The following is a 22,878-nucleotide window of genomic DNA, read 5'->3' as shown; positions in this document are numbered from 1 at the left end:
ACGCTGGGGGTGGCGCGCGCGGCGGTCGCGTTACTTCGCGGGAACGGGGATTTGCGCGATGACTTGCGCGACGAGTTTGTCGGCGGTGACTTCCTCGGCTTCCGCTTCGTAGGTGAGGCCGATGCGGTGGCGGAGCACATCCGGCGCGAGGTCCTGGATGTGAGCGGGCGAGACGAAGTCTTCGCCGCGGAGCCACGCGAGGGCGCGGCCGGCTTGATAAAGCGCGAGCGAGGCGCGCGGCGAGGCGCCGAACGTGAGATAGCGTTTCGGACTGCCGGCGGAAGATTCGGCGAGCGCGCGCGTGCCGCGGACGAGTGCAAGGATGTAGGCTTGAAGCGCGGGGGCGACGTGCACGCGATCGACCTCGGTGCGCAGCGCGAGCAGTTCGGCGCCGCTGGAGACGGCGGCGAGTTCGGGCTGATGGGTGACCTGGCCCCAGCGTTGCATCATCGTGGATTCTTCCTCCGCGGACGGATAATCGACGAGGAGTTTGAAGAGGAAGCGGTCGGTCTGCGCCTCGGGGAGCGGATAGGTGCCCTCCTGTTCGACGGGGTTTTGCGTGGCCATCACGAAAAACGGCTTCGGCAGCGGATGCGTGGCGCCGCCGATGGTGACCTGGCGTTCCTGCATGGCCTCGAGCAGGGCGCTTTGGACTTTGGCGGGGGCGCGGTTGATTTCGTCGGCGAGCACGAGGTTGGCGAAAATGGGGCCGCGGTGCGGGGAGAATTCGCCGTTTTTGGGTTGGAAAATCATCGTGCCGACGACGTCGCTCGGGAGCAGGTCGGGCGTGAACTGGATGCGTTCGAAATCGACGCCGAGGGCGGTGCCGACGGAGCGGATGAGGAGTGTCTTGGCGAGGCCGGGCATGCCTTCGAGCAGCACGTGGCCGTTGGCGAGCAGAGCGACGAGCAGGCGCTCGATGACGGCATCCTGACCGATGACGGCTTTGCCGATTTCGGCGCGAAGTTTCTGGGACCAGACGGGACCGGTGGGCATGAGGGTGAAAGTGAAAGGAGCGAGGATGGCGCTGACGAGGGAAAGTTTTGGGCTCGGTTTGACTGAAAGAGCAATGGGTTGTTTCAAGAAGTTGTGACCGGCGAATTTGCCTTTCTCGACGATGCGGTGGCGGCTCAATTGCAGGCGGCCGGAGTGCGGGCGGCCGACGTGGAGGAACGTTTTGTGCGCGGGGCGGGGCCGGGCGGGCAGAAGATCAACAAGACTTCGTCGACGGTGTGGCTGCGGCACGGGCCGACGGGCATCGAGGTGCGTTGCCAGCGGGAGCGATCGCAGGCGCGCAACCGGGCGCTGGCGTGGTTGGAGCTGGCGGGCCGCATCGCAGGCGCGGCGGACGCAGTGCGGGCGGAGAAGCGTCAGGTGCGGGAGCAGGCGCGGCGGCGGACGCGGCAGAAATCGCGCGCGCAAAAGGCGCGGATGGTGGAAACGAAGCGACGGCGCACGAAGCAGAAGACGCAGCGCGGGCGCGTGGCCGACGAGTGACGCGTCAGGCGCCAAACGTCACCGCGTCGCCGACGTGCAGGGTGCCGGACTTCGTTTCGTGCACGAGGTTCTGGCCGAAGTTGACGTTGGTCGGTTCGGCGGGATCGCGGCGATAGGTGGCGAGCGTGCGCAACGGTTCGTGGTGGTGCCGCTCGCCGGTGAGCTGATCCGTGGTGGTGATGGGACAACGGTCGCAGGGGCCGCCGGCGCGGAGCGCGACGTCGCCGATGCGCCAGTGCGCGGCGCGGTCTTCGGCGTGCGCATCGCAGCCGGCGAGGACGAGGCTGGGGCGAAAGCGATTCATCGGCACCGGCGACTCGCCGCGGGCGATCAAGCGGTCGTTGAGATGGGCGAGGGAGGCTTCGCTGACGGCGAGGAGTGGAAACGCGTCGGCGAAGGTGACGACGTCGCCCGGTTGCGCGCGGGAAGGTTTGACGGAGCGATGATAGGCGGTGCCGAGGCGGACGAGCCGGCAAGGCTGACGCAGCACGTGAGAAAGCCAGACGGCGACTTCCGTGCCGCAGTCTTCGGCGTCGACCGTGTCGCGCCAGATCGTCGTGCGAACGAGAGGTGCGTTGTTATCCTGCAGCGGAACGGCGCAACTGCCGCCATGCGGGGCGCGGAGAATGAGCGCGGTGGCGGTGAGCGCGGTTTCAATCGTCGCCATCGCCGGGAGCACGCGTTGGGTGAGGAAGCGGTTTTGTGCGTCGATGACGAGGAAGCGGCGGTCGCCGATCAGGCCGAAGCGATCGAGGGAGGCGGCGGAGACGGCGAGGCCGCGCAGGGATTTGACGGGATAAATGAAAAGGCCGGCGACGTGCATCGACGGAGCGTCAGCCTTTTTTCACGACGTCGCGGACGGCGGTTTCGACGGGCGCGGCGGGGGACAACTCTTTCGCGCCGCGCGCCCCGAGTTCGGCGAATTTGCGGGCGCCGGGGAGGAGCGTTTGCTCGAAGGAGCCGACGGCGGCGTTGTAGCCTTTGATGGCGGTGTCGAGGCCGCGGCCGACTTTGTCGAGATTGTCGGCGAAGGTGGCGACGCGGTCGTAGAGCTGGCGGCCGAGGGCGCTGATTTCGTCGGCGTTTTTCGAAATCGCTTCCTGGCGCCAGCCATACGCGGCGGCTTTAAGCAGGGCGATCAGAGTGGTCGGGGTGGCGAGGAGGACGCGGCGCGTGAGGGCGCGATCCATGAGGGTGCGGTCGGTCTGGAGCGCGGCAGTGAGGAAGTGATCGCCGGGGAGAAAGAGGACGACGAATTCGGGGGCGGGTTGAAACTGCTCCCAATAGTTTTTCGCGCCGAGGGAATCGATGTGGCCGCGGACTTTGGCGGCGTGTTCGGCGAGGCGGGAGCCGCGGGCGGTCTCATCGGTGGCTTCGATGGCGGCGCGGTAGGATTCGAGGGGAGCTTTGGCATCGACCACGATGCGATTTCCGCCGGGGAGACGCACGACGAGATCGGCGCGGAGGGCGCCGGAGGCTTCCTGTTCGGAGAAGTCGCAGTAGTTGAGCATGTCGGCCATCTCGACGACGCGGCGAAGTTGCAACTCGCCCCAACTGCCGACGTAAGACGTGGAACGCAGCGCGGTGGAAAGGCGCGAGGCTTCGGTCTGCAAGAGCACTTGCGCGGTGTTGAGGGACTTGAGTTGTTCGGTGAGGGCGCCGTAGGCGGAGGCGCGGGTCTTTTCGATTTCGGCGATCTTGTGGTCGACCTTGTCGAGCGACTCCTTGAGCGGCTTGACGAGGGCGTCGATCGCTTGCTGGCGTTTGTCGAGTTCGCCGGTGGATTGCTGATGGAGTTGCGCGAAGGCCTGCTTCGCCTGATCGAGGAAATCGGTGCGGTTGACGCGCAGGGCGTCGGCGGAAAGGGCTTTGAACTCGGTGGTTAATCGCTCGTGGGCGGCGCGCTCGGCGGTGAGTTGGGCGGCGGCAGCGGCGTGTAGTGTGGCGAGGTGGGAAAGTTCGGCGCGCGTGCTGTCGGCCTGTTGGGTGAGTTGGGCGACCTCGAGATCGCGGGCGCGCAGGCGTTCCGCCACGACGGCGTGACGGCTGCGCAGGAACAAATACGTGAGCAACCCTCCAGCGAAAGCGGCGAGAAGGGCGGTTGTAAAAAGCATGCTAAAGATGTCGAAGGTGTGGAATCGCAAATCAATACCAGATGCGTTTCTTGACACGGCAAAACGCGGTGCGCAAAGACTTGGCTAATCGTGCTGCGTTGTGTCTCCGATGTTTGGAACTGTTATCTCCGGAATGGCCCCTGAACCCGCTTCCCCCAGCGTAGGTCCCAAGCCTGCAGTGCTCGTAGTGGATGACGAATACGGGCCGCGGGAGTCGGTCGCGTTTACGCTCTCGGGGGAGTTCGACGTGGACACGGCCGAGAGGGCGGCGGAGGCGTTGGGAAAGATCAAGGCCAAAGCCTATGCCGCGATCGTGATGGACATCCGGATGCCGGAGATGGACGGCATCCGGGCGCTGGAGGAATTGCGCAAGATCGATGCGGACGTGGCAGTGATCATGTTGACGGGCTACGGCACGCTGCACACGGCGCAGCAGGCGATGGTGGGCGGAGCGAATCAATATCTGCGGAAGCCGCCGGATGTGAGCGAACTGCGCGAGGCGGTGCGGCGGCAGACGGCGCAAACGCGGTTGCGGCGGCAGCAAACGAAGTTGAACCGGGAGGCGCAGGAGCTGAACCGGGCGTTGAAGCGCGAGATCGAGCAAAACGAGCCGCAAATCTGGCAATCGCGCGCAGCGGTGGAGTTGGTGCACGATCTGAACAATCCGCTGACGGTGGTGATCGGGTATTCGAGCCTGATGGCCGAGGAGGCGGTTGCGATCAGTCAGACGAATCAGGAAAGCGGCCAGCGGCTGCGGGAATACGCGCACGTGGTGGAGAAAGCGGCGGAGTATTGCCGGCATTTGTCGGAGAACTGGCGGCGGGCCTCGAAGAACCTGGCGGAGTTTGCGCCCCTCGACTTGGTGCAGCTCACGCATGAAGTGCGCCATGTGGTGTTTTTCAGCAGCGTCGCGATCAAGATCGAAGCGGACGCCGAGGCGTGGGTGCGCGGCTCGCGTTATGATGTCGTGCGCGTGTTGCAGAATCTTTTTCAGAACTCCCTCGATGCGGGGGCCACGACGATCAACGCCACCGTGAAAACGGCGGGTGGCCGCGTGGAAATGGCGATTGTCGACAACGGGGCCGGCATGGATGAAAAGAGCGTGGCGCGGGCCTTGCGGGGTGGGTTCAGCACGAAAGACAACGGCACGGGTTTGGGGCTGGGCATCTGCCGGCATCTGCTGGGGGCGCACGGCGCCGAATTCCAACTGACCTCGCGACCGGGGGCTGGCACCACGGTGCGGATCAGCTTCCCGGTGCTCCACCGCGAATGAGGTGCGCGAGGAGCAAGAGAACGGCGCGGCTATGAAGCGTCGTCGCGTCAAAATCACGGGGATCGGACCAGTCACGCCAGCGGGGATCGGCCGCGAGGCGTTCTGGCGGGGGATATTGGAGCCGGTGAGCCGGGTGCGGCCGTATACTGCGCTGGACCCCAAGTTCGGGCCGATCATAGCCGCGTATCTCGACGCGTTTGATATCCGTAATTATTGGGATCGGACGTTGGTGCCGAAGGGAGCGGCGCGGCATACGTTGTTTGCGATCGCCGGTGCGGCGCTGGCGCTGAACGATGCGGGTATTTCGTTGGAACAGCTGCGGGCGGGTTCGACCGCAATTGTCACCGGGACGTGCATGATGGACTTCGCCGGGGTGGCCGACGCAGAAGAGAGCGTCCGCCAGCGAGGAGATCGCGCGGCTTCGCCACGGGTGATTTATACCATGGGAGTGTCGGGGGTGACGATTGGGGTGAACCAAGCCTTGGGACTCGATGCGCGACTGATGGCGGTGTCCACGCAATGCAGTTCCGGATTGGATGCGATAGGCCATGCGGCGCACCTGGTGGCGAATGGCGAGGTTGAGTTTGCGCTCTGCGGAGGATCGGAGGCGCCTTTGAGTCAATTTCCGCTCCTTGAATTACGGGCGGCGGAATTGACACCTCCCACGACCGAAATGGCGGAACGGATGGCACGTCCGTTCGACCTTTGGCGAACGACCGGAGTGGTCGGAGAAGGCGCGTGCATGTTTGTCTTGGAACCGGAAGAAAGTCCCCGGAAGGGATACTGCGAAGTGGGAGGCTACGCCTTTGCCAACGACCGGCGGGGCGATCTCTGTGGGGGCATGGCGGACGCTGCAAGGCTGTCGCTCGCTGAAGCGCGGATTCGTTTAGGCGAAGTGGATTCTATCGCCGCCTGGGGGCCGGGACACAAATTGGTGGATGCGGGCGAAGCGCGGGCGATGATCAGCTTGTTCGGTGCGCGCCTGGCGGAAATTCCGGCAGCGTCGATCAAGGGAGCCGTGGGCAGCCCATTGGGAGCAGCGCCCGCGATGCAAACGGCGGCGGCGGCCTTGGGTTTGAGCACGGGGACGATTCCGCCCACGGCCAATTGGTCGCATCCGGATCCGGCGTGTCCGTTGAACGTCAGCAACCAAGTGCGATACGTGCCGCATGACTTTTCGTTGATCAACTCGCACGGATTGGGAGGGGTGAATTCGAGTCTGGCTCTTCGCCGATGTTAATCACGACCGCATTTTGTGCGTCGGTGATCGTCGCCGTCGTGGGCGGTTTGATCCTTTGGGGAAATCCCAACCGCTATGTCAACCGCGTGGTGTTTACATGCTCGCTGCATTTGGCGGCGTGGCTGGGGTGCTTGCATCTGGCCACCACCTCAGGGGAAAACGGACTGGACTGGCTGAAATATGCGTGCGCTGTCGCAGCGTTCTGGCCGTTGCATTTTCGGGTGGTGAAGGAAAGCATTATAAATGCGCCGGCCGCCATCTGGCGAGGCCGGCCGTGGTGGATCAGCGGATGGGTCGTGGTCTCGGGCGTTCTCGCGGTGATACCGTTCACCGACTATTTCATCCCGCCGCACTCCACGGGGGACAATCGCTTCTACGGAGTGGGATATTACGCGTATATCCTGATCGATCTCGCGCTCTATGGTTATCTGTTTCTGCGCTCGGCGATGGAGATGAAATCCACCACCGGGGTTCGCAAGCTTGAGTTGCAAGTGTGGATGATGGGTGGGGTGACGATGGTGATCACTTTATTCACCTTGATGGGGCTCAATATGGTGACGCACGAGCGGATATATATTCGGATGCAGCCGATCATGGTTTTGTGTTTTTATGTCTGCACGGTCTACGCGATCACCGCGCACCGGGTCTTCAATGCGCGGCAGATTTTCTTGGTCGGCGTGGAAAAATTGCTGCTCGTAATGACCGTGGCGGCGGTCGCGTATCTGGTTGATAAGTCTTTCGCGATGCTGTTGCCAGAATCCTTCGCGTTTCTGGCCACTACGGCGCTCTCCCTCTGGATCGCAGTAACGCTCAACGCGGCGCTTGACCGGGTGTTCTGCTTTTATCCACAAGCCAATGAGGCTCGCGGAGCGGCGTTCAATGTGGCCCGCACGGAAACGAAGCTGGATGTGTTGGAGAAATCGTTTCTCACGCTGCTCAAGGGTTGGGGGCAAAGTGATCATGCGCTTTTGTTGTCAGGCGCCAAAGGAACGCTCGTGGGCTCAGGGGTGGAGCTTGCGGACAACTGTCCCGTCGTGCGGGCCATGCGCAATCTCCGGTGGGCGACCCCGGAGCGGTTGGCGCGGGCGCGTCCGTTGCCAGACAATCTCATCGTTAACGCGTTTTTGAGCGAAAATCGGTTGGAGGCGCTGGTGATTGTCGAAGGCCCCAACTCGAACATTCTCGCGGGCGTGGGGGCGAGTGCGTCGCGGCGGCCGTATACTTATCCGCAGGTGACGCAGTTGATGGAACTCGCCTCGATCATCGAGAGCGCATTGGAGCGCGCCCACTTGTCCGTCAAGGCGCAGCATGCGGAGCAGTTGGCGACCGTCGGCTTGCTGGGCGCGAGTCTCGCGCATGAGATTCGCAACCCGCTCGTCACGATCAAAACGTTCGTCCAGTTGCTGCCGCAGCACTACAATGATCCGACCTTTCGCGATAAATTTTTCCGTCTCATCGGCAATGAGGTGGCGCGGATCGACCGGTTGACGGAGCAGTTGCTCGATCTCGCCGCGCCGCGCACGTATTCGTCGCAAGCGGTGGACCTGCACTTGTTGATTCGCGAGAGCATCGACTTGGTGGCGCCCAAGGCGGCGGACAAGCAGATCAAGCTGGTGAGTGAACTCGGCGCGCAGCCGGATCGCGTTTTCACCGATGCCACGGCCGTGAAGCAGGTGTTGCTCAATTTGTGCTTCAACGCCGTGCAGGCGGTGGAGGCGCAGGCGGGCCCCGAGCGTTGGATACAGGTGGCGACGCGCAATTTGCCGGAAGGGGTGGAGTTGCGAATCTCCGACAGCGGACCCGGGATCGGCGTGCAGATGTGGCCGCGGCTCTTCCAGCCGTTTCAATCGACAAAATCCACAGGATTTGGACTTGGACTCGCAATCTGCAGCGACATTCTCGCCGCTTTGAATGCCACGATTAAAGCTGATCCGCCGGTGCCTGGTCGTGGCGCGACGTTCCGCGTGACTCTTCCATGTCCACCCTCTACGTCCTAGCGACTGCCGATCCCGAATTGGCAGCGGCGTGGGAGCGCCAGTTGCCCCCAGGACGATCGAGTTTGCGGTTATCACCCCAAGCGTTGTCGGGCGGCACCCAACCGGGTTTCGCGGCGGTCGTGATTCTGGATGCGACCGCCGAGCCGGATTTGCCGGTGGCGTTGGCGCGGTGCCCGACGATCTATGTGGGCGAACCGCGGAGCGTGCCGTTCGAACAGGCCCGGATGAGCGCCCGGGCGCGAACCTTCCTCTCATATGAGGAAAGTGTTTCCCGGCTGGGAGAGTTCCTGCCGCTCGTCGAAGAGATCGCGGAAAAACAATCGATGATGGAGTTGCTGCTGGAGAAGGCGCGGCGGACGGAGGCGACGCGGGCACCGGTCCGTGCCGTGACGCCGGATCCGGCGGAGTGGTGGGATTTCTTCGAAGGGGCGATCGACAATCTCGACTCGCGCGACCGGTTGTTGAGCGAATTTCGGCGCGCCTCGCGGCATTTGCTGCGCGCTTCCCATGCCGTCTTTTTTCTGCGCGAGACCGATGGATTTCGGGCGGACCGCGGCACGTCTTTTTTCGATGCCGACGATCCCATCGTGGCGTTTTTGGAGAATCATCCGGCGGTGATTGACGGCGCGAATTGGGACGCGCCGGCTGATCCGGTGGCGGAGCTCGCGGTGCGCAACCGGCTGGCGTTGTGGGGCGCCCGTCTGCTGGTGCCGATCCACGACAATGGGCGGCTGCTGGGTTTGATCGTGCTCGGTGTGCGTGACGATGGTCAGCCCTACGATGAAAATGACCGGATGCGGGCGGTGATTTTTGCGCGTCTGCTGCGGCAATGCCTGGTGAAGGCGGCGCAGCTCGCGCGCCTCAACAATCTCGCGGAGCAGTTGAATCTCGGGGCGAAATACCTGCCGCGGACGTTGGTGCTGGGCGCCGACGAAAGTGCGCCGCGGCATGTGCCGGTCGTCGTGCGCGACTTGATCGGCCGGGCGCGGCGGAGTCGTGAGGTTTGTCGTGTAGCGCCGATGGAGGGGCAGCCGTTTCGGGCCAGCGCGGGCGTCATTGTCGAGACCGGTGGCGTGTGGGCCTATTGGGAGGAGGCGAGCGGCGAGGTGCACGATGCCGCGGCGCGGCAGCGCGCGGGACGGCGGGAATTGCTGCGGGAACTGGCGCTCACGTTCAGTCATGAGATGGGCAACTCGTTGGTTTCGCTCGCGACGTTCCGGCAGGCGGCGGAAGGCCAGACGGCGCCGGCGGCGTTGTTGCACGCGGCGAAGGCGGACATCGCGCGCCTTGAGGCGTTGAACCAGCATTTGGGCATGATGCAGTTGCTCCACGAGGCGGAGCGCAGGGCCACGGACGTGCGGGAATTGATGCAGCAAATCGGGGCCGAACTGGAGCTGCGGGTGGAAGTGGGCCCGGATCCCGTGCCGTTGAACGCAGCGCCGCGATTGCTGGAGTTCGCGTTGCGCGCCCTGATCGGCACGCTGGCGGAAAATCGTGCGGATCTGGGGGTGCGCGATCTCACCTTGCAAGTGCGGTCAACGGGCGAGGGGGCGGAGCGGACGGCGCTGCTCTCCGTCAAGGGCAAGCGGTTGGAGCTCGAGGGCATCCTGCCTGAGCCTGTGCTTAACGGGGTGCCCAACCAAGGGCGACTCGCCGTGTTCATTGCGAAAGAAATCATCCGGCTGCATCACGGAGAAATTCACGCCGGGCCCGGGATCGAAGGCACGGAGATTTTGATCTCGTTGCGCAGCCTCTGAGCACGATGACGTTTGCCGATCGCATTGCGGCGTGGGCCGCGCAGCACCGGGAGATCGCCGCGATCGTGCTCATCGGCTCACGCACCCGAAGCACGGGCGATGTCACAGAGCCGGACGCGCTTTCGGACTGGGATTTCCATGTTTTTACGAGGCGGCCGGCACGGTTCCTCTCGCGCGAATGGACGAGCGAGCTCGGGCTGGGCCCCGCCGTAGTCTACGGTTCCCGGCGAGGCGCCGTGGGCGGCGTCACGCGGGTCACGGCGCTATTTGCCGGAGTGGAGTCCGATTACGTGATTTTGGACTCCCGGGAGTGGAATGCAGTGAGGTGGGGGGTGAAGTTCGGTCTGGAATCCAAGCTGAAGGCGGTGCGGCGTCGCGCGGCCGATCTGGCGTTGATCGCGCGTCCGGGCTATCGCGTTTTATACGGCGGCATGAAGTGGACGGAGTTCTATGCGCAGGTCGTCGCAAAGATGCCCGATCCGCGATTGAGCGATGCCGAGGCTTGCCGACTGGCGGAGCGATTCGTGTGCGATTATGTCTGGTTGCAGCGGAAGATCGTGCGCGGTGAGTGGCTCGCGTCGCAGCGCATGTTGCACCAGTCGCTGGCGGAGACGAATTTCCAACTGCTGCACGAGCTGCGTCTGCGCCGGGGAGAGGGGAGTTTTCCCGAGGCGCGCAGGATCGAGCGCGTGCTGCCTGCGGCCGAATTGGCGCAGGTGACCGTGGTGGCGGCACCGGAACCGGCGGCGTTGCGAGCGGCGGTCGAAAAGGCCGCGGCAACGTGTCGTCGCCTGATGAGCGAACTTGTGGGCGAGGTCTGGCGTTGGCCTGCACTTTAAGCCGCTGCGCCCGTGCGCGTGCGGCGGGGCCTACGGTGGAAACGTGAGCGCGGGGAAGACTTTTTAGACGCTGCGCGTGAAGAGCTCCGCGATAACGTCTTCAATTGGCACATCCTCGATGGTGATGTCTTCCACCGGGCCGGCGGCGAGGATGCGTTGGGAAACGGCGACGACTTGGTCGCTGGGGACGTGAAGCGTGACGTTGCCGTCGGCGGTCTGCGCGGCATCGATCCCGATCAGGTCAGTCAGGCCGACGACCGCGCCATCGGTGGGGCGAAACTTGATGATTTTCTTCCGTCCGCCGACGGCTTCCACGCGGGCGAGTGCGCCGTCGTAGATTTTCGTGCCGCGGTGGATGACGATGACGCGTTCACAAAGCTCTTTGATGTCGGCCATGTAGTGGCTTGTCAGGAGAATGGTGACCCGATGGCGGCGATTGTAGTCGCGCAGGAAATGGCGGACCGCCTTTTGCGAGATGACATCAAGGCCGATGGTGGGCTCGTCGAGAAACAGCACGCGGGGACGGTGCAGGAGCGCCGCGATGAGCTCCATTTTCATCCGCTCGCCGAGGGAGAGCTCGCGGACCATGACGTTGAGTTTCGCGCCCACGTCGAGGAGTTGCACGAGCTCGTCGAGGGAGGATTTAAATTGGTCGGCGGGGATGCCGTAGATGGCGCGGAGGAGGTAAAACGATTCGATGGCGGGCAGATCCCACCAGAGTTGGTTCTTCTGGCCGAGCACGAGCGCGAAGAGGCGGCGGTAGGCGTTCTCGCGTTTCGTGGGATCGAAACCGGCGACGCGGGCGGTGCCACTGGTCGGAAAAATCAGGCCGGAAAGCATTTTCAACGTGGTCGTCTTTCCGGCGCCGTTGGGCCCGAGAAAGCCCACGAATTCGCCTTCGGCGATGTCGAAGGAGATGTCCTTGGCCGCGGCCGTCTCCTCAAATTCGCGGCGGACAAGGCCCTTCACGCCGCCCCAGAAGCCGGGTTGCTTTTTATAGGTGCGAAAAACGCGGGTAAGTTGCCGGACCTCGATCATGCGAGCGGGGAGTGAAACGTGAACTGTGCGCGACGCAAAGGGGAAGATGCAGTGCGGCTTGCACGCCGTCGGTGTCGCGCCATGGGTAGGCGGATGAAGCAACGACTTTGGTGGTTGGCGGCGGGCGTGATCGGCGCGGCGAGTTTGTGGGCGCAGCCGGTGATCCTGCAGGTGCAGCCCGTGGGTAACGCCACACCCGGCGAGGAAGCGCACGTGACGATGTTCGCACTCAACCGCGGCGCAGAGCCGGTGAACGCCCCGCTTCCCTCGCGGATGGCGGCGCGGCTCGCGGCCGGCGAACGCCGCTGGACGGTGCAACTCCAGCGCGTAAGCGGGGGCGAGGGAGCGATTGCGGCGGGCGCATTCGCGGAGGCGGAGTATGCGTATTTGGTGCCCGCGGATGCGAGCGGATCGGTCGTCTTTACGCTATCGGCGCCGGGCGCGGGTGGAGTGCTCGTTGACCTCCAAGGAAAAGCGCGACCTGACAGGCTCGTTCGCAGTGACACGGAAGAAACGGCTGAGGCTGCGACCCAAGCGGAAAAGACCGAGGTCGCCAAGGTGGCGAAGCCCACGACCAGCGGGGTGCCGACGCCGGCGATTTCGAAAATCCAGCGGGCGTTTTCAGATCATTTTTCCGCGCATCAACCGGTCTATTTCATTTTCGGCCCCAACGATCCGGCGGCGAAATTCCAATTTAGTTTCAAGTATCGGATGGTGAGCGACTCGGTGGCGGAGAGCACGACGGTGCAGCCGTTGCAGGGACTCTATTTCGCTTACACGCAACGGTCGCTGTGGAACATCACGGAGAGCTCGAGCCCGTTTTACGATTCGAGTTACATGCCGGAGATCTTTTACGAGCGTCTTGAACCCGCCGCCAACCAGAAGGGCGATTGGGTGCATTGGCTCGGCTACCAGGGCGGACTCATGCACGAGTCGAACGGTCGCGACGGCCTGAGTTCGCGGAGCCTGAACATCGCGTTTGTGCGGCCGATGTTGATGCTGGGCCATTTCGATGGGTGGAATCTGATCCTGGCACCGCGGGTCTTCGCGTATGTGGGCGGCTTGAGCGACAATCCCACGATGGCCAACTATCGCGGACACGTGGAATGGAACGCTTACTTGGGCAAAAACGGTGGGATGGCGCTGGCTATCACCGGCCGCACCGGGAGCGGGTTTCACAAGGGGAGCCTGCAGCTCGATCTCACATATCCGCTGAAATCCCGCCTGGGAAACATCGCCACGTTCTTCCTGGTGCAATACTTTAACGGTTACGGCGAAGGGCTGCTGAATTTCGACGAACGCAGCGATACCTGGCGCGCGGGGTTTTCGCTGGTTAGGTGAACGGGCAGGTTGTCGCAACGCAGGCGGACGGTGCGGCCCCGGACCAAGCATTTTGCGTCATTTGACGGATTTAGCTGGGCAGCATTTGCGTTCACGTGAGCGAAAATGCTTGGTCGCGCGCGGCGTGACGGACACGCCTGACGGGAGCGGCGGGGGCGAGCGCGGAGGTGCGGTTAACCGCGGGGATGGCCAAGCTCACGGTAGTCGAGCACCGTGTGGCTGATCAGCCCGGCAACGAGTGCGCCCCGGTCGGTCATCGGATCGGGCGGAGAGATATCTTCGCCTTGTTGGAAAACGAAACAATGCGTGCCGTCGTCCTGCGCAGGACCGAAGAGTCCGGGCACCACCACGCGGGCGGGGACGGTGCGGCGAACGGCGGTGCCCGCAGTGCACGGATAGGGCAGATTGAGATTGTGAACCGTAAAACTTCGCGGGGCGGTGGCCGCGACGAGTTCGGGCACGAGGGCGGCGGCGCGAGCGGCGGACAGGCGAAGCGCGGTGTGCAGCGCTTCGTCGGGCTGGCCGTGCGCAGATTTGAGCCGTTCGAAGATGGCGGCGGGCAGATCTTGGGAGACGGCGATTCCGGGTAGGCCGTGGACGGCACCTTCCCAGGCGCCCGCGATGGTGCCGCTGGCGAGAATGAAGCCGAGGCTCGCGTTAAAGCCCATGTTGATGCCGCTGAGCACGGCGTCGGGCTGCCAGTCGCGCGGGAGCAGGTGGGCGAGGGCGATATTGACGCAGTCGCTGGGCGTGCCGTCGACGATCCACGTGGGACAGCCGAGTCCGCGGTCCGCGTGGACCACCTTCACGGGGCGATGGCGCGATTTGGCGGCGCCGATCCAGCTTTGCTCCGAGCGCGGCGCGGCCACGGCGACGTCGTGACCGGTGCGCTGGCACGCGGCGACGAGTTCGTGAAGGAATACGCTTTCAATGCTGTCGTCGTTGGTCAGGAGGAGGCGCATGATGGCAAGGTCCGGGGAGGAGCGGCTGACTAACGGCACGCGGCGGGAAACGTCGAGGGTGTTGTGCAGCGCGATTTGCAGAGTGTGGCTTGGCGGGTAGGAATAGAGGAATGGCGATTCTGGTCGGATGCGGGAGTTGGACCGATGACGACTATGTCGGGGTATTGTATCCGCGAAACCTGCCGAAGAGCGAACGGCTCGCCTACTATGCGCGGTGGTTCCGACGCATTGAGGTCAACTCGAGCTACTACGCGCTGCCGAAACGCACGAGCATCGCACGTTGGGTGGACCAAACGCCGGCGAACTTTCTGTTTGATGTGAAACTGCCGAGAGCGTTTTCGAGCAATCCGGCGGAAGCAGCGCGGCGTGGATTGCTGACGCGGTTGCTGGGGGTGATGGAGCCGTTGATGGAGGCGCAAAAATTGGGAGCGTTTCTATTAACGCTGCCGCCGTCATTCGGCCCTGGCCAGCATCGGTTGGAGGAATTGGACCGCGTGGCCGATGCGTTGTGCGGGCACGGGCTCGCGGTGGAGCTGCGTCACCGAGGCTGGGTCGATGGCGAGGCGCGCGCGCGGACGCTGGCGTATTTTCGGCAGCACGAGCTGGCGTGGGTGGCGCTGGATCTGCCACGGCTCGCGGCGCCGGCGATTTTGCCGCCCATGGATGAGGTGACGAATCCGCGGTTCGCTTATATGCGTCTGCACGGGCGTAATCCCGACTACCTTGAGGCCAGGAACGCGCGGCAGCGTCATGCTTACGCGTATCGACGAAGCGACTTGGAGGAGATCGCGGCGCGAGCGAAAGCGTTGTCGCGCTCCGCCAAAACAGTGCACGTGAGCGTCAATAATCACGCGAAGGACTTCGCGCCGTGGGCCGCACTCGCGTTGCGGCGGTTGCTCGGGCAGCGGGTGCGAACGACGATGCCAAAGTGGACGGAGCGCTAGTCGGCCGCCGTGAAACGCGGCTCGATGTCGATGGGCAGATCGGTGAGGCCGGCGAGCGCGCGTTGCACGGAAGGGCGGAGGACGACGAGGCGATCGAGCAAGGCCTTGGCGCGTGCGTAGTCGCCCGTGGCCTGAATCGTCATGATCTCATGCGTGAGCGAGGCGGCGCCGGCCTTGGCTTTGGCGAGATCAACGGTGAACGTGCCGTCGGGCTCGGCGACAAAGCCGCCGGTGTCGAGCAGCCAGTTGAGTTGCAGCGCCATGCCTTTGGCGTGCGCCTCGGTGAGGCCGAAGCGGAGGGTGCGGAAACTGGACGCTAAAAATGTAGTGTAGAGCGAGCGTTCGCCGGAGGCGGGGAGCGCGCCGTGATCCATGAGGAATTGCAGTGCCCAGAGGCCGGAGATGTCTGCCTTCGCTTCTTCGAGCGTGCCGTAGAGTTCTTTCAACTCCGCGCGGACGGTCGTGTGGCGCTCGCCGATGCGGATGGTCTGAGGGCCGAGGCCGTGCATGAGCTCATGCATGAGGATATGCGTGAAGAACGGATCGAACGCGACAAACGCCTGATCGGCGGGCGACAGGGTGCGGGCGGCGATGGGCGCGAGGACGTGTTCAAATTTGGCGAGTTGCACGTTGCGGAGGAGGACGCGTTTCGAGCCTTTCGCGGAAACGACGCGCTCGTCGTTGGGCAGATTGTAGGCGGCGGTCTGGACGCCGTGATTGCCGTCGCCGGAAGCGAAAACGAGATTCACGACGCGGATGGGCGAGTAGCCGCCGAGGTGGGGATTGCGGTAGCGGGGATCGATCGGCAGGTGGTTTTCGATTTCCTGGAGGTGTCCGCTGAAGCTGGCGAGTTTCGCGCTCTCGTTGGCGTCGGTGAGGGCGATGAACGCTTCGAAAGCGGCTTTGAAATTGAACCAGCCGTCGACGTAAACCTCGTAGGGCCCGAGGGTGGGCTCGATGGAAGCGTCGAGATCCATCCACGCGAGGTCGCTGGCGTAGTAATCGTTGGAGAGAAACGCCTCGGCGCGCAGCTCGAGAAACGTCTTCAACGTCGGCTGCGTGGTCGCGGCAGCGGCTTCGCGAAGCAAGTGCGCGGCGGCGGCGAGTTCGGGTTGATATTCGCTGCTGTAAGGCACTGCGACAAAACCGCCGGCGGACGTGCGGCGAATCGTGGTGAAAAATCCTGTGGCGGCGGCGTGCTCGGCCGGAGGCAGCGACGCGAGCCATTGCTCGATTTCGGCGCGCATGGCGTCGGCCGGATAAAAGTTTCCCTGCAACGGGCGCGGACCGACGCCTGGCAGGAACGGACGGTCTTCGTCGACGGAAGACCACGGTCCGGCGTTGAGGGCGAAGTAATGCAGGCGGGCGCGGCCGAGAGGCGAGTCGTCACGGATCAGACCCGCGAGGCGGGTTTCGTTGAGTGGATCGCACTGGCGGAGGAAGAGGGCGTCGAAGATTTTCGCGGCGGCGATGATCTTGCGCAGGGCGACTTGCTCGTTCGGCGGCAGCGCGCGGGTGTCGGCACTGATTTCAACAGGCGCGAAGCGGGCGGTCATCGTTTGCAACGCGGTCAGGTCGGGAGCGGGGGTGGACGGTGGGATCGGCTGCGCGAACAACGGGCCGAGGATAGCGAGCGATGCGGCGGCGAGAGCGAGGCGGGGGCGCATGGGAGAAAGCTCGCGGCTCGCACGGGCCGAGTCAATCGGACGGAGAAAACCGGGCGGCGGCATAGATCGGTCCGACCCTGTCTTCCTTCGGTGCGGTGGCACCTGCGTTGTCCGCACTGCGAACGGTTCACGCTCGTGCGCGCGGGCACGCTGCCGAGGCGGGCGCGCGCGCCGCCCCTCTGCACGCGATGAGTATAAGAACCAGGGACCAACTTATTATATTATTGCGGCCCGCACCCCGTGCCGCCGGCGGCAGCCTTGGCCGCGACGGGCGCAAGACGGCTCGCGCCCCCGGTGACGGGCGGCGGACACCCTCTCGGCGGGCGAAAACGGACGCCACCGGCACGCGCGCCCGCGACCGGCGAAGGCGGTCGCCGTCCGGCGCTGCGTCCGCCAACGATTGGCGGCCAATACAAAACGCATAAGCGGCGGACGGAACCGCGGACGCCTCCGAAACGGGCTTGTTCAACCCGCGTCCCGCTGCGCGCTACGGCGCAGTAGAACGCTCAGAGTTCGGCCTATTTTCGCGTCCTGCGAAATCGCTCCCCACTTCCGATATCCTCAAATTCAATCTCATTCGACTTGATCGATAGCACTCGATCGCGAAAGACCGTCCCTGGCGAGAAAAGGCCTGAAGGCTGGGACTGAATATCGAAGATGATCAATACGGCATTCTCGACACGCCAACGACTCGTAAAAGTCCAACTTCTTCCAGACTCCAAATCCACGAGGGATCCACGCGCCGTTCCATCCGCGTAATAGGTCTTCTCACCGGAAATGCCAGCTGCCGGCGTATTCCACCGTCCGACTATTGCCGCCGAAATTTCGCGGTCCGATGGATGCATCGATGGCGTGTGTGACACGCAGGCGGAAATCAAGAAGCCGATAAGGACAGCAACGATAGATCTAGGGCGCATATTTTTGCCGAACGTCAAAGATGAGCCACGGCGGGGGATGGCGCGATGAGTGCGCAAGCACTCAGCGTGACAGCCCACGACGTTGGCTCTGGCGTCTTCCATGAGAAGGCGTGTCGAGAATAATATAGAAAAAGGTTCACCTTTTTGGTGGCTCTGGAGGAGGGGCGGCGTTCCCGAACGGTCCGGCTTCCATACGCACTCGTGGTGGCGGCGTCAATGGCCGCGCTGGTGCAGGGAGGAATCCAAGGTGCTCGAAAAGGGCGGCCCTGCATACTGGTTAGCGCGTTGAGCGGTGAGGCTCACGCTGGCGCTAGAGCGCAGTGGCCAAAGGGATCAGACCTGGGTGGGAACGGGCAAGGGGTTGAGGGTGGTGGTGGCCGGACGGGTGACTCAGGCGGCCTGCGGCAGCGGCTGCGGTTGCGGTTGGGCGTGGTAGTCGGCGCCCGTTTTCCACAGCGCGAGCAAGGTGACGGCGAGCTTGCGGGCGACGGCGATGACGGCGCGTTTCTTGGCGGATTTGCCGCCGCGCGCGGCGATGCGTTCGCCGGCGGTGCGCAGCGCGCCCGGCGGACCGAAGGGGCCGAGGATGTAATGCGCGCAGTTGACCAGGAGGCAGCGCATCTGCGCGTGGCCGGCCTTGGTGATGCCGAGTTGCTTGTCGGTCTGGCCCGATTGGTCGCGGCGGGGCACCAGGCCCAGATACGGCCCGACGGCGCGCGCGTGCGCGAAGTGCGCGGGGTCTTCGATCGTGAGCACAAAGCACAGGGCGGTGATCAGCCCGACGCCCGGGATCTGGCGCAGGAGAGTGGTCACCGGGTAACGTTCGAGGGCGAGGACTTCGAGTTCGGCGTCGAGGGCTTTGATCTGCGCGTTGAGTGCGTCGATCGCGGCGAGCAGCGCGGCGACCAGGGAAGCGTCGGTCGGCGCGAGCTGGGCGCGGACTTTGCGGGTGAAGGCCATGGCTTTGATCGAGGTGGAGACGAAGACTCCGAGGCTTTTCAGCAGGAAGCGCACGGAGTTGATGAGGTTGACACGGCTGCGCACAAGGGCCTCGCGGACTTTGAGCCGCACGAGGGCGCGTTGCGTGTCCTCGCTGCGGTGGCGGACCGGGCTGAGCAGCTGCGGGTCGGCGCGGCCCAGGCGCGCGAGCATCCGCGCGTCCTCGCGGTCGGACTTGGTCTGGCTTTGCGAGATGGCGCGCAGCTTGCGGGCGTTGGCGACGATGACGGGGTGGCCGAGTGTGGTGACGAGACGCGAGATCCACGGGCTGTGCGTGCCGGTCTCCATCACGATGGTCGCGCCCGGGTAGCGGGCGCTGAACGCGGTCAGCACTTCGCGGGTGTTGACGATCACTTCCTCGGCGAGGATCTCGCCCGAGGCATCGAGGACGCACGCGTGGTGGCGGCGGTCCCCGAGGTCCAAGCCAACGGTTAGTTTTTCAACAGGAGGGGTTTTGGTTTTCATACGGCGGGAGATTATACACCCGCCTTCTCATCCCTACTGGTTGAACCAAGCCGCTGCGCGGCGGGGGTGGGCGGGTGTATATAGTGCGGGGCGGGGCACGGGCGGAAGGGTGGGCGGGAGGGCGGTGGCTGGCAAGGCTGCGGGTCTATGCCCAAATCAAAATCGACGGGAAGAGAGTCCACGCACGCGTCCACGCTCCGGGGTGGCGCCAGGAAGATCCACGCACCCGATCCGGAGTCGGTGCAGCGTTTCGCGGAGACGATGCGGCTGCGTTCGCTGGCGGCGGCGACGCAGGCCGAGTATCTGCGGTTTGTCCGCAAGCTGGCGGCGCGCCACGGGGGCGATCCGGCCGCGCTCGATGAGGCCGCGGTCCGCGCGCATCTGCTGCGGTTGAAGGACGAACACCACTACTCGCCCTCGTCGATGCGAACCGCAGTGGCGGCGATGCGGGCTTACTTCGGCGTGCACCTCGGGCGCGACTGGAAGCTGTTCGACCTGGTGCGTTCGCCGTCAGCGCAAAAACTTCCCACCGTGCTCACGCGCGCAGAGATGGCGCGGCTGTTCGCGGTGGTGCGCGAGTTGCGTTTCCGCACACTGCTGCGGTTGATCTACGCGTGCGGATTGCGCATCGGCGAGGCGGTCAACCTGGAGGTGCGCGATCTGCGCGAAGCGGGCCGCGTGCATATCCGCGAGGCGAAGGGCAACAAGGAGCGCTACGTGCCGCTGCCGGAGGCGATGTTGCACGAGTTGCGCGCGTTCTGGCGGACGCACCGGCATCCGCGGTGGATTTTCCCGGGGGTCGGCCGCGGCTGGCGCGAGCAACCGGCGCGCGCGGCGCAACTGGCCGCCGCCGTCGAGCCGCTGGGCGTGGGCTCGGTGCAGCATTGCCTGCGGCTGGCGCGGGCCGAGGCGCGGCTGCCGGCGGGCACGGTGGTGCATACGCTGCGGCATTCGTATGCGACGCATCTGCTCGAGGAGGGCGTGTCGATCCGGCTGATCTCGGCGTATCTGGGGCACGCTTCGCTGGAGACGACGCTGATCTATACGCATCTGACGGCGGTCAACGAGAGCCACGCTCGCGCGGCGGTCGCGCGGTTGCTCGAACCACGCTGACCGGTGCCGGTCCTCGCCGACTGGCTGGCGCGCGTCCGCGTGCCGGAGCGTTGCGCGCCGCGGGCGCGGCGCGCGCTCGCAGCGATCCGCCGCTGCCGCACGCCCGCCTTGGGCGGGCATGTGTATCGCTGCACGGATTGCGCGGGCACGGACTTCGCGTATCACAGCTGCCACCACCGCGCGTGTCCGCGCTGCGGCGGCGAGCGCACCGCGGCGTGGACGGCGCAGCAGGAGGCGCGGCTGCTGCCGGTGCCGTATTTTTTGGTGACGTTCACCGTGCCGGAGGAACTGCGCGCGGTCTTCGCCGCCGAGCCGGCGTTGATGCACGACCGGCTCTTCCGCGAGAGCGCGGCGACGTTGCAACAAGTCGCGGCGGAGCGGCGGTTGCTCGGTGCGGAACTCGGCTTCGTCGGCGTGCTGCACACCTGGGGCCGGCAGCTCCAGCATCATCCGCACGTGCATTATATCGTGCCCGGCGGCGGGCTCAGCCCCGACGGCAAAAAATGGTTGAACGCGCGGCAACGCGACTGGCTGCTGCCGGTGGCGAAGCTGGCGGCGGTGTTTCGCGGGCGGATGGAGGCGGTGCTGCGCGCGAGCGCTCCGGCGCGGCACGCTTCGATTCCGGCCGGCACGTGGCGGAGCCGTTGGGTCGTGCACTGCCAGCCGGCCGGCAGCGGCGAGGCGGTCGTGCGCTATCTCGCGCGCTACGTCAGCCGCACCGCGATCAGCGACGAGCGCCTCGTCGCCGCCGACGACGAGCGCGTGGTGTTTAACTATACCGACACGAAGACCCAGCAGCGGCGGCAGTGCACGCTCGGCGCCGAAGAGTTCCTGCGGCGGTATTTGCAGCACGTGCCGCCGGCCGGCCAGCATCGCGTGCGTTACTTCGGCTGGTTACACCCGGCGGCGCAGGGCCGCCGGATGACGGTGGACGTAGCGCGACAGCGCGGAGATGGCAACGCCGCAGGCGTTGGCCCGAAGGGCTGGCCGGTGGCGGGTGCCCTCGGGGCGCCAACGGACACAAACGCTGCTGCAAAAGCCGATCGTGCTCGCGGAACCGCCGCCGGAGGCGCCGCGCTGGCACTTGCGCTGCCCGCACTGCGAACGGTTCACGCTCGTGCGCGTGGGCACGCTGCCGCGGCAGGCCCGGGCGCCGCCCCTCTGCCAGCGATGAGTATAAAAATCAGGAACCAACTTATTATATTATTGCGACTCGCGCCCCGTGTCGCCGGCGGAAGCCTTGGTCGCGACGGACGCAAGACGGCTCGCGACCCCGGCGACGGGCGGCGGATTCCCTCTCGGCGGGCGAAAACAGACGCCACCGGCACGCGCGCCCGCGCGCGGCGAAGGATGCCGCCGTCCGGCGCTCCGCCCGTCGGCGGTTGGCGGCCAATACAAAACGCATAAGCGGCGGACGGAACCGCAGACGCCTCCGAAACGGGCTTGTTCAACCCGCGTCCCGCTGCGCGCTACGGCGCAGCAGAACGCTCAGAGTTAGCCTCCTTATTTATCGTTCGCTGGTCCGGCTGCATTCGTCTTTTGCAGCTCATCCAGGGTGCGTTGCCTCATCATCTTTCGAAACGCCGCGACTTCGCCATCGGTTTCCGGAATATATGCTTCGTCGCCCAAAATCTGGATAATGGGAACAGGCTGAAGCTTCTGCCTTCCTTCCTTGTCGACTACCACCTGCCAAAGCCGACCAGTTTGGGTATCGAGCAGAAATTGATCAGCCCGCGCGGGGCCAATCTGGCCGAAGACGTAGCGACCATTCTCCGTCTTTAGAACCGCAGGAGACGCGGTCGGCGTGGAATTCTGGGCGAAGGTCACCGACACGATCGTTAAGAACAGAAGGATGCTGGATTTCATACGGAAAGTCTTTTTTGGCTAACGATTGAGGTCAGACACGACGGGGCGCAGCCCCGGAGTTGTCTGTGCCGACTGGATGGGCCTTCTTCATTTTGGCTCCGGCATCTTCTGCGCAAGCATCGAAAGGAACTGATCTTTCGCGCCAGCTCCATGGGATCTTGCGATTTTAATCTTCGCCCATGCACCTGAATAATCGCCGACCCAGTATTTTGCGGTAGCCCAGCTATCGTAGATGTAACCGAGCTTTTCGCCGCTCTTGATCGCATCTTCATAGTAGGATTCCGACTCTGCGATAAACGCAGCGCGCTGCTCAGGCGACAGATCCTTCGCTTCGACGGTGCGGAGTGCCGCAACGCGACCTAGATCCGCTAAGAAGCCAGGATCTCGAAAACCCAATTTGTAGGCCCGTATTTCCATATCATAGGCGCCGAAAGCCAATCCGCGGTCATGCAGCACCGCGCCGAATCCCCAATAGACCTCTGGATTCTTCGGATCGAGAAGCCACGCTTGATTGAAGCGCCGCATCGCCATATCTAGATCATTGTGATTGTAGAATGCGAAAGCTTGGTCGACCCACCGCTTCGCGGCTCTTTCGCGACCTCCGAATGCTGATGCGGTGCTTTCGATGAACGCCTCATCACCTTTCTTGAGCTCAGGAACGAGGCTGCGATCCATGCCTCCATACATCGGCAATTGGTCGACCGATTTCAGGCGCGGATCAGCACGCGGGTCGTTCTGGACGACAACGCAACCTGCGAGCAAAAGGCAGGAGAGGAGGAGCAAATGTCTAGTTTTCATTTCTTTCTTCTGCCCATCGTCAAAGCTCAGACAGGAGGGCCATCCAAATGA

The 22,878-nt window shown here is 64.3% G+C and carries 18 protein-coding genes and 1 pseudogene; 10 read left to right on the top strand and 9 right to left on the bottom strand.

The features are described from left to right. Window positions 1–30: 30 nt before the first annotated feature. Complete coding sequence (locus K0B96_RS11095) at window positions 31–996, bottom strand: AAA family ATPase (RefSeq protein WP_220160968.1); 966 nt, start codon at window positions 994–996, stop codon at window positions 31–33. 93 nt (window positions 997–1,089) lie between these two features. Here K0B96_RS11095 and K0B96_RS11090 point away from each other — a divergent pair, with 93 nt between their 5' ends. Next, window positions 1,090–1,497, top strand: a complete 408-nt coding sequence (locus K0B96_RS11090) for a peptide chain release factor family protein (RefSeq protein ID WP_255558625.1) — start codon at window positions 1,090–1,092, stop codon at window positions 1,495–1,497. A gap of 4 nt (window positions 1,498–1,501) precedes the next feature. On the opposite strand, the gene K0B96_RS11085 is transcribed toward K0B96_RS11090, so the two are convergent. After that, window positions 1,502–2,320: an MOSC domain-containing protein gene (locus tag K0B96_RS11085; RefSeq protein WP_220160967.1), complete on the bottom strand. Its 819-nt coding sequence runs from the start codon at window positions 2,318–2,320 to the stop codon at window positions 1,502–1,504. A 10-nt stretch (window positions 2,321–2,330) separates the two neighbouring features. Further along, window positions 2,331–3,611: a DNA recombination protein RmuC gene (locus tag K0B96_RS11080; protein ID WP_220160966.1), complete on the bottom strand. Its 1,281-nt coding sequence runs from the start codon at window positions 3,609–3,611 to the stop codon at window positions 2,331–2,333. Window positions 3,612–3,744: 133 nt separating this feature from the next. Here K0B96_RS11080 and K0B96_RS11075 point away from each other — a divergent pair, with 133 nt between their 5' ends. From K0B96_RS11075 to K0B96_RS11055, 5 genes are read left to right on the top strand one after another with little or no spacing between them, the layout of a single operon-like run. Continuing rightward, window positions 3,745–4,884, top strand: coding sequence for a sensor histidine kinase (locus K0B96_RS11075; protein ID WP_220160965.1), 1,140 nt, complete (start codon window positions 3,745–3,747; stop codon window positions 4,882–4,884). Window positions 4,885–4,915: 31 nt separating this feature from the next. After that, window positions 4,916–6,124 carry a beta-ketoacyl synthase N-terminal-like domain-containing protein gene (locus K0B96_RS11070; RefSeq protein WP_220160964.1) on the top strand — a complete coding sequence of 403 codons (1,209 nt, stop codon included), beginning with the start codon at window positions 4,916–4,918 and terminating at the stop codon, window positions 6,122–6,124. After that, window positions 6,118–8,121 (top strand): sensor histidine kinase, encoded by a 2,004-nt coding sequence (locus tag K0B96_RS11065; protein WP_220160963.1) that lies wholly within the window; start codon window positions 6,118–6,120, stop codon window positions 8,119–8,121. Before K0B96_RS11070 ends, K0B96_RS11065 begins: the two co-directional genes overlap by 7 nt. Then, entirely contained in the window at window positions 8,100–9,878 is a 1,779-nt protein-coding gene (locus K0B96_RS11060; RefSeq protein ID WP_220160962.1) for a GAF domain-containing protein, read from the top strand. The genes K0B96_RS11065 and K0B96_RS11060 overlap by 22 nt, the downstream gene beginning before the upstream one ends. A 5-nt stretch (window positions 9,879–9,883) precedes the next feature. Next, window positions 9,884–10,717 (top strand): hypothetical protein, encoded by an 834-nt coding sequence (locus tag K0B96_RS11055; protein ID WP_220160961.1) that lies wholly within the window; start codon window positions 9,884–9,886, stop codon window positions 10,715–10,717. Between the two features lie 63 nt (window positions 10,718–10,780). Here K0B96_RS11055 and K0B96_RS11050 read toward each other — a convergent pair whose 3' ends face one another. After that, a complete protein-coding gene (locus tag K0B96_RS11050) occupies window positions 10,781–11,755 on the bottom strand; it encodes an ABC transporter ATP-binding protein (RefSeq protein WP_220160960.1) in 975 nt (324 codons plus the stop codon). A 93-nt stretch (window positions 11,756–11,848) separates the two neighbouring features. Between K0B96_RS11050 and K0B96_RS11045 the strand changes: the two genes are divergently transcribed. Next, entirely contained in the window at window positions 11,849–13,096 is a 1,248-nt protein-coding gene (locus K0B96_RS11045) for a phospholipase A (protein ID WP_220160959.1), read from the top strand. Window positions 13,097–13,269: 173 nt separating this feature from the next. Here the strand turns inward: K0B96_RS11045 and surE are convergent, their stop codons facing one another. After that, entirely contained in the window at window positions 13,270–14,058 is a 789-nt protein-coding gene (gene surE / locus K0B96_RS11040; protein ID WP_220160958.1) for a 5'/3'-nucleotidase SurE, read from the bottom strand. A 110-nt stretch (window positions 14,059–14,168) separates the two neighbouring features. On the opposite strand from surE, the gene K0B96_RS11035 reads away from it, so the two are divergent. Beyond that, a complete protein-coding gene (locus tag K0B96_RS11035; RefSeq protein WP_220160957.1) occupies window positions 14,169–15,002 on the top strand; it encodes a DUF72 domain-containing protein in 834 nt (277 codons plus the stop codon). On the opposite strand, the gene K0B96_RS11030 is transcribed toward K0B96_RS11035, so the two are convergent. Beyond that, a complete protein-coding gene (locus K0B96_RS11030) occupies window positions 14,999–16,669 on the bottom strand; it encodes a dipeptidyl-peptidase 3 family protein (RefSeq protein ID WP_220160956.1) in 1,671 nt (556 codons plus the stop codon). The two genes, K0B96_RS11035 and K0B96_RS11030, sit on opposite strands and share 4 nt — an antisense overlap. A 1,307-nt stretch (window positions 16,670–17,976) precedes the next feature. Further along, window positions 17,977–19,050 (bottom strand): IS110 family RNA-guided transposase, encoded by a 1,074-nt coding sequence (locus K0B96_RS11025; RefSeq protein ID WP_220160955.1) that lies wholly within the window; start codon window positions 19,048–19,050, stop codon window positions 17,977–17,979. A gap of 147 nt (window positions 19,051–19,197) precedes the next feature. Between K0B96_RS11025 and K0B96_RS11020 the strand changes: the two genes are divergently transcribed. Together K0B96_RS11020 and K0B96_RS11015 are read left to right on the top strand one after the other, a co-directional pair. Then, the gene (locus K0B96_RS11020; protein WP_220160954.1) at window positions 19,198–20,163 is read left to right on the top strand and encodes a tyrosine-type recombinase/integrase; all 966 of its coding nucleotides are present in this window, start codon (window positions 19,198–19,200) and stop codon (window positions 20,161–20,163) included. Between the two features lie 3 nt (window positions 20,164–20,166). After that, window positions 20,167–21,337, top strand: a pseudogene (locus K0B96_RS11015) (IS91 family transposase). Between the two features lie 329 nt (window positions 21,338–21,666). Here the strand turns inward: K0B96_RS11015 and K0B96_RS11010 are convergent. Together K0B96_RS11010 and K0B96_RS11005 are read right to left on the bottom strand one after the other, a co-directional pair. Continuing rightward, window positions 21,667–22,029, bottom strand: coding sequence for a hypothetical protein (locus tag K0B96_RS11010; protein WP_220160952.1), 363 nt, complete (start codon window positions 22,027–22,029; stop codon window positions 21,667–21,669). Window positions 22,030–22,116: 87 nt separating this feature from the next. Continuing rightward, window positions 22,117–22,827, bottom strand: a complete 711-nt coding sequence (locus tag K0B96_RS11005; protein ID WP_220160951.1) for a tetratricopeptide repeat protein — start codon at window positions 22,825–22,827, stop codon at window positions 22,117–22,119. Window positions 22,828–22,878: the final 51 nt, after the last annotated feature.

This window comes from Horticoccus luteus (genome assembly GCF_019464535.1).
Classification (GTDB): Bacteria; Verrucomicrobiota; Verrucomicrobiia; order Opitutales; family Opitutaceae; genus Horticoccus; species Horticoccus luteus.
The sequence above is the reverse complement of the archived record's forward strand: the minus strand, read 5'-3'. Positions and strand labels throughout refer to the sequence as shown.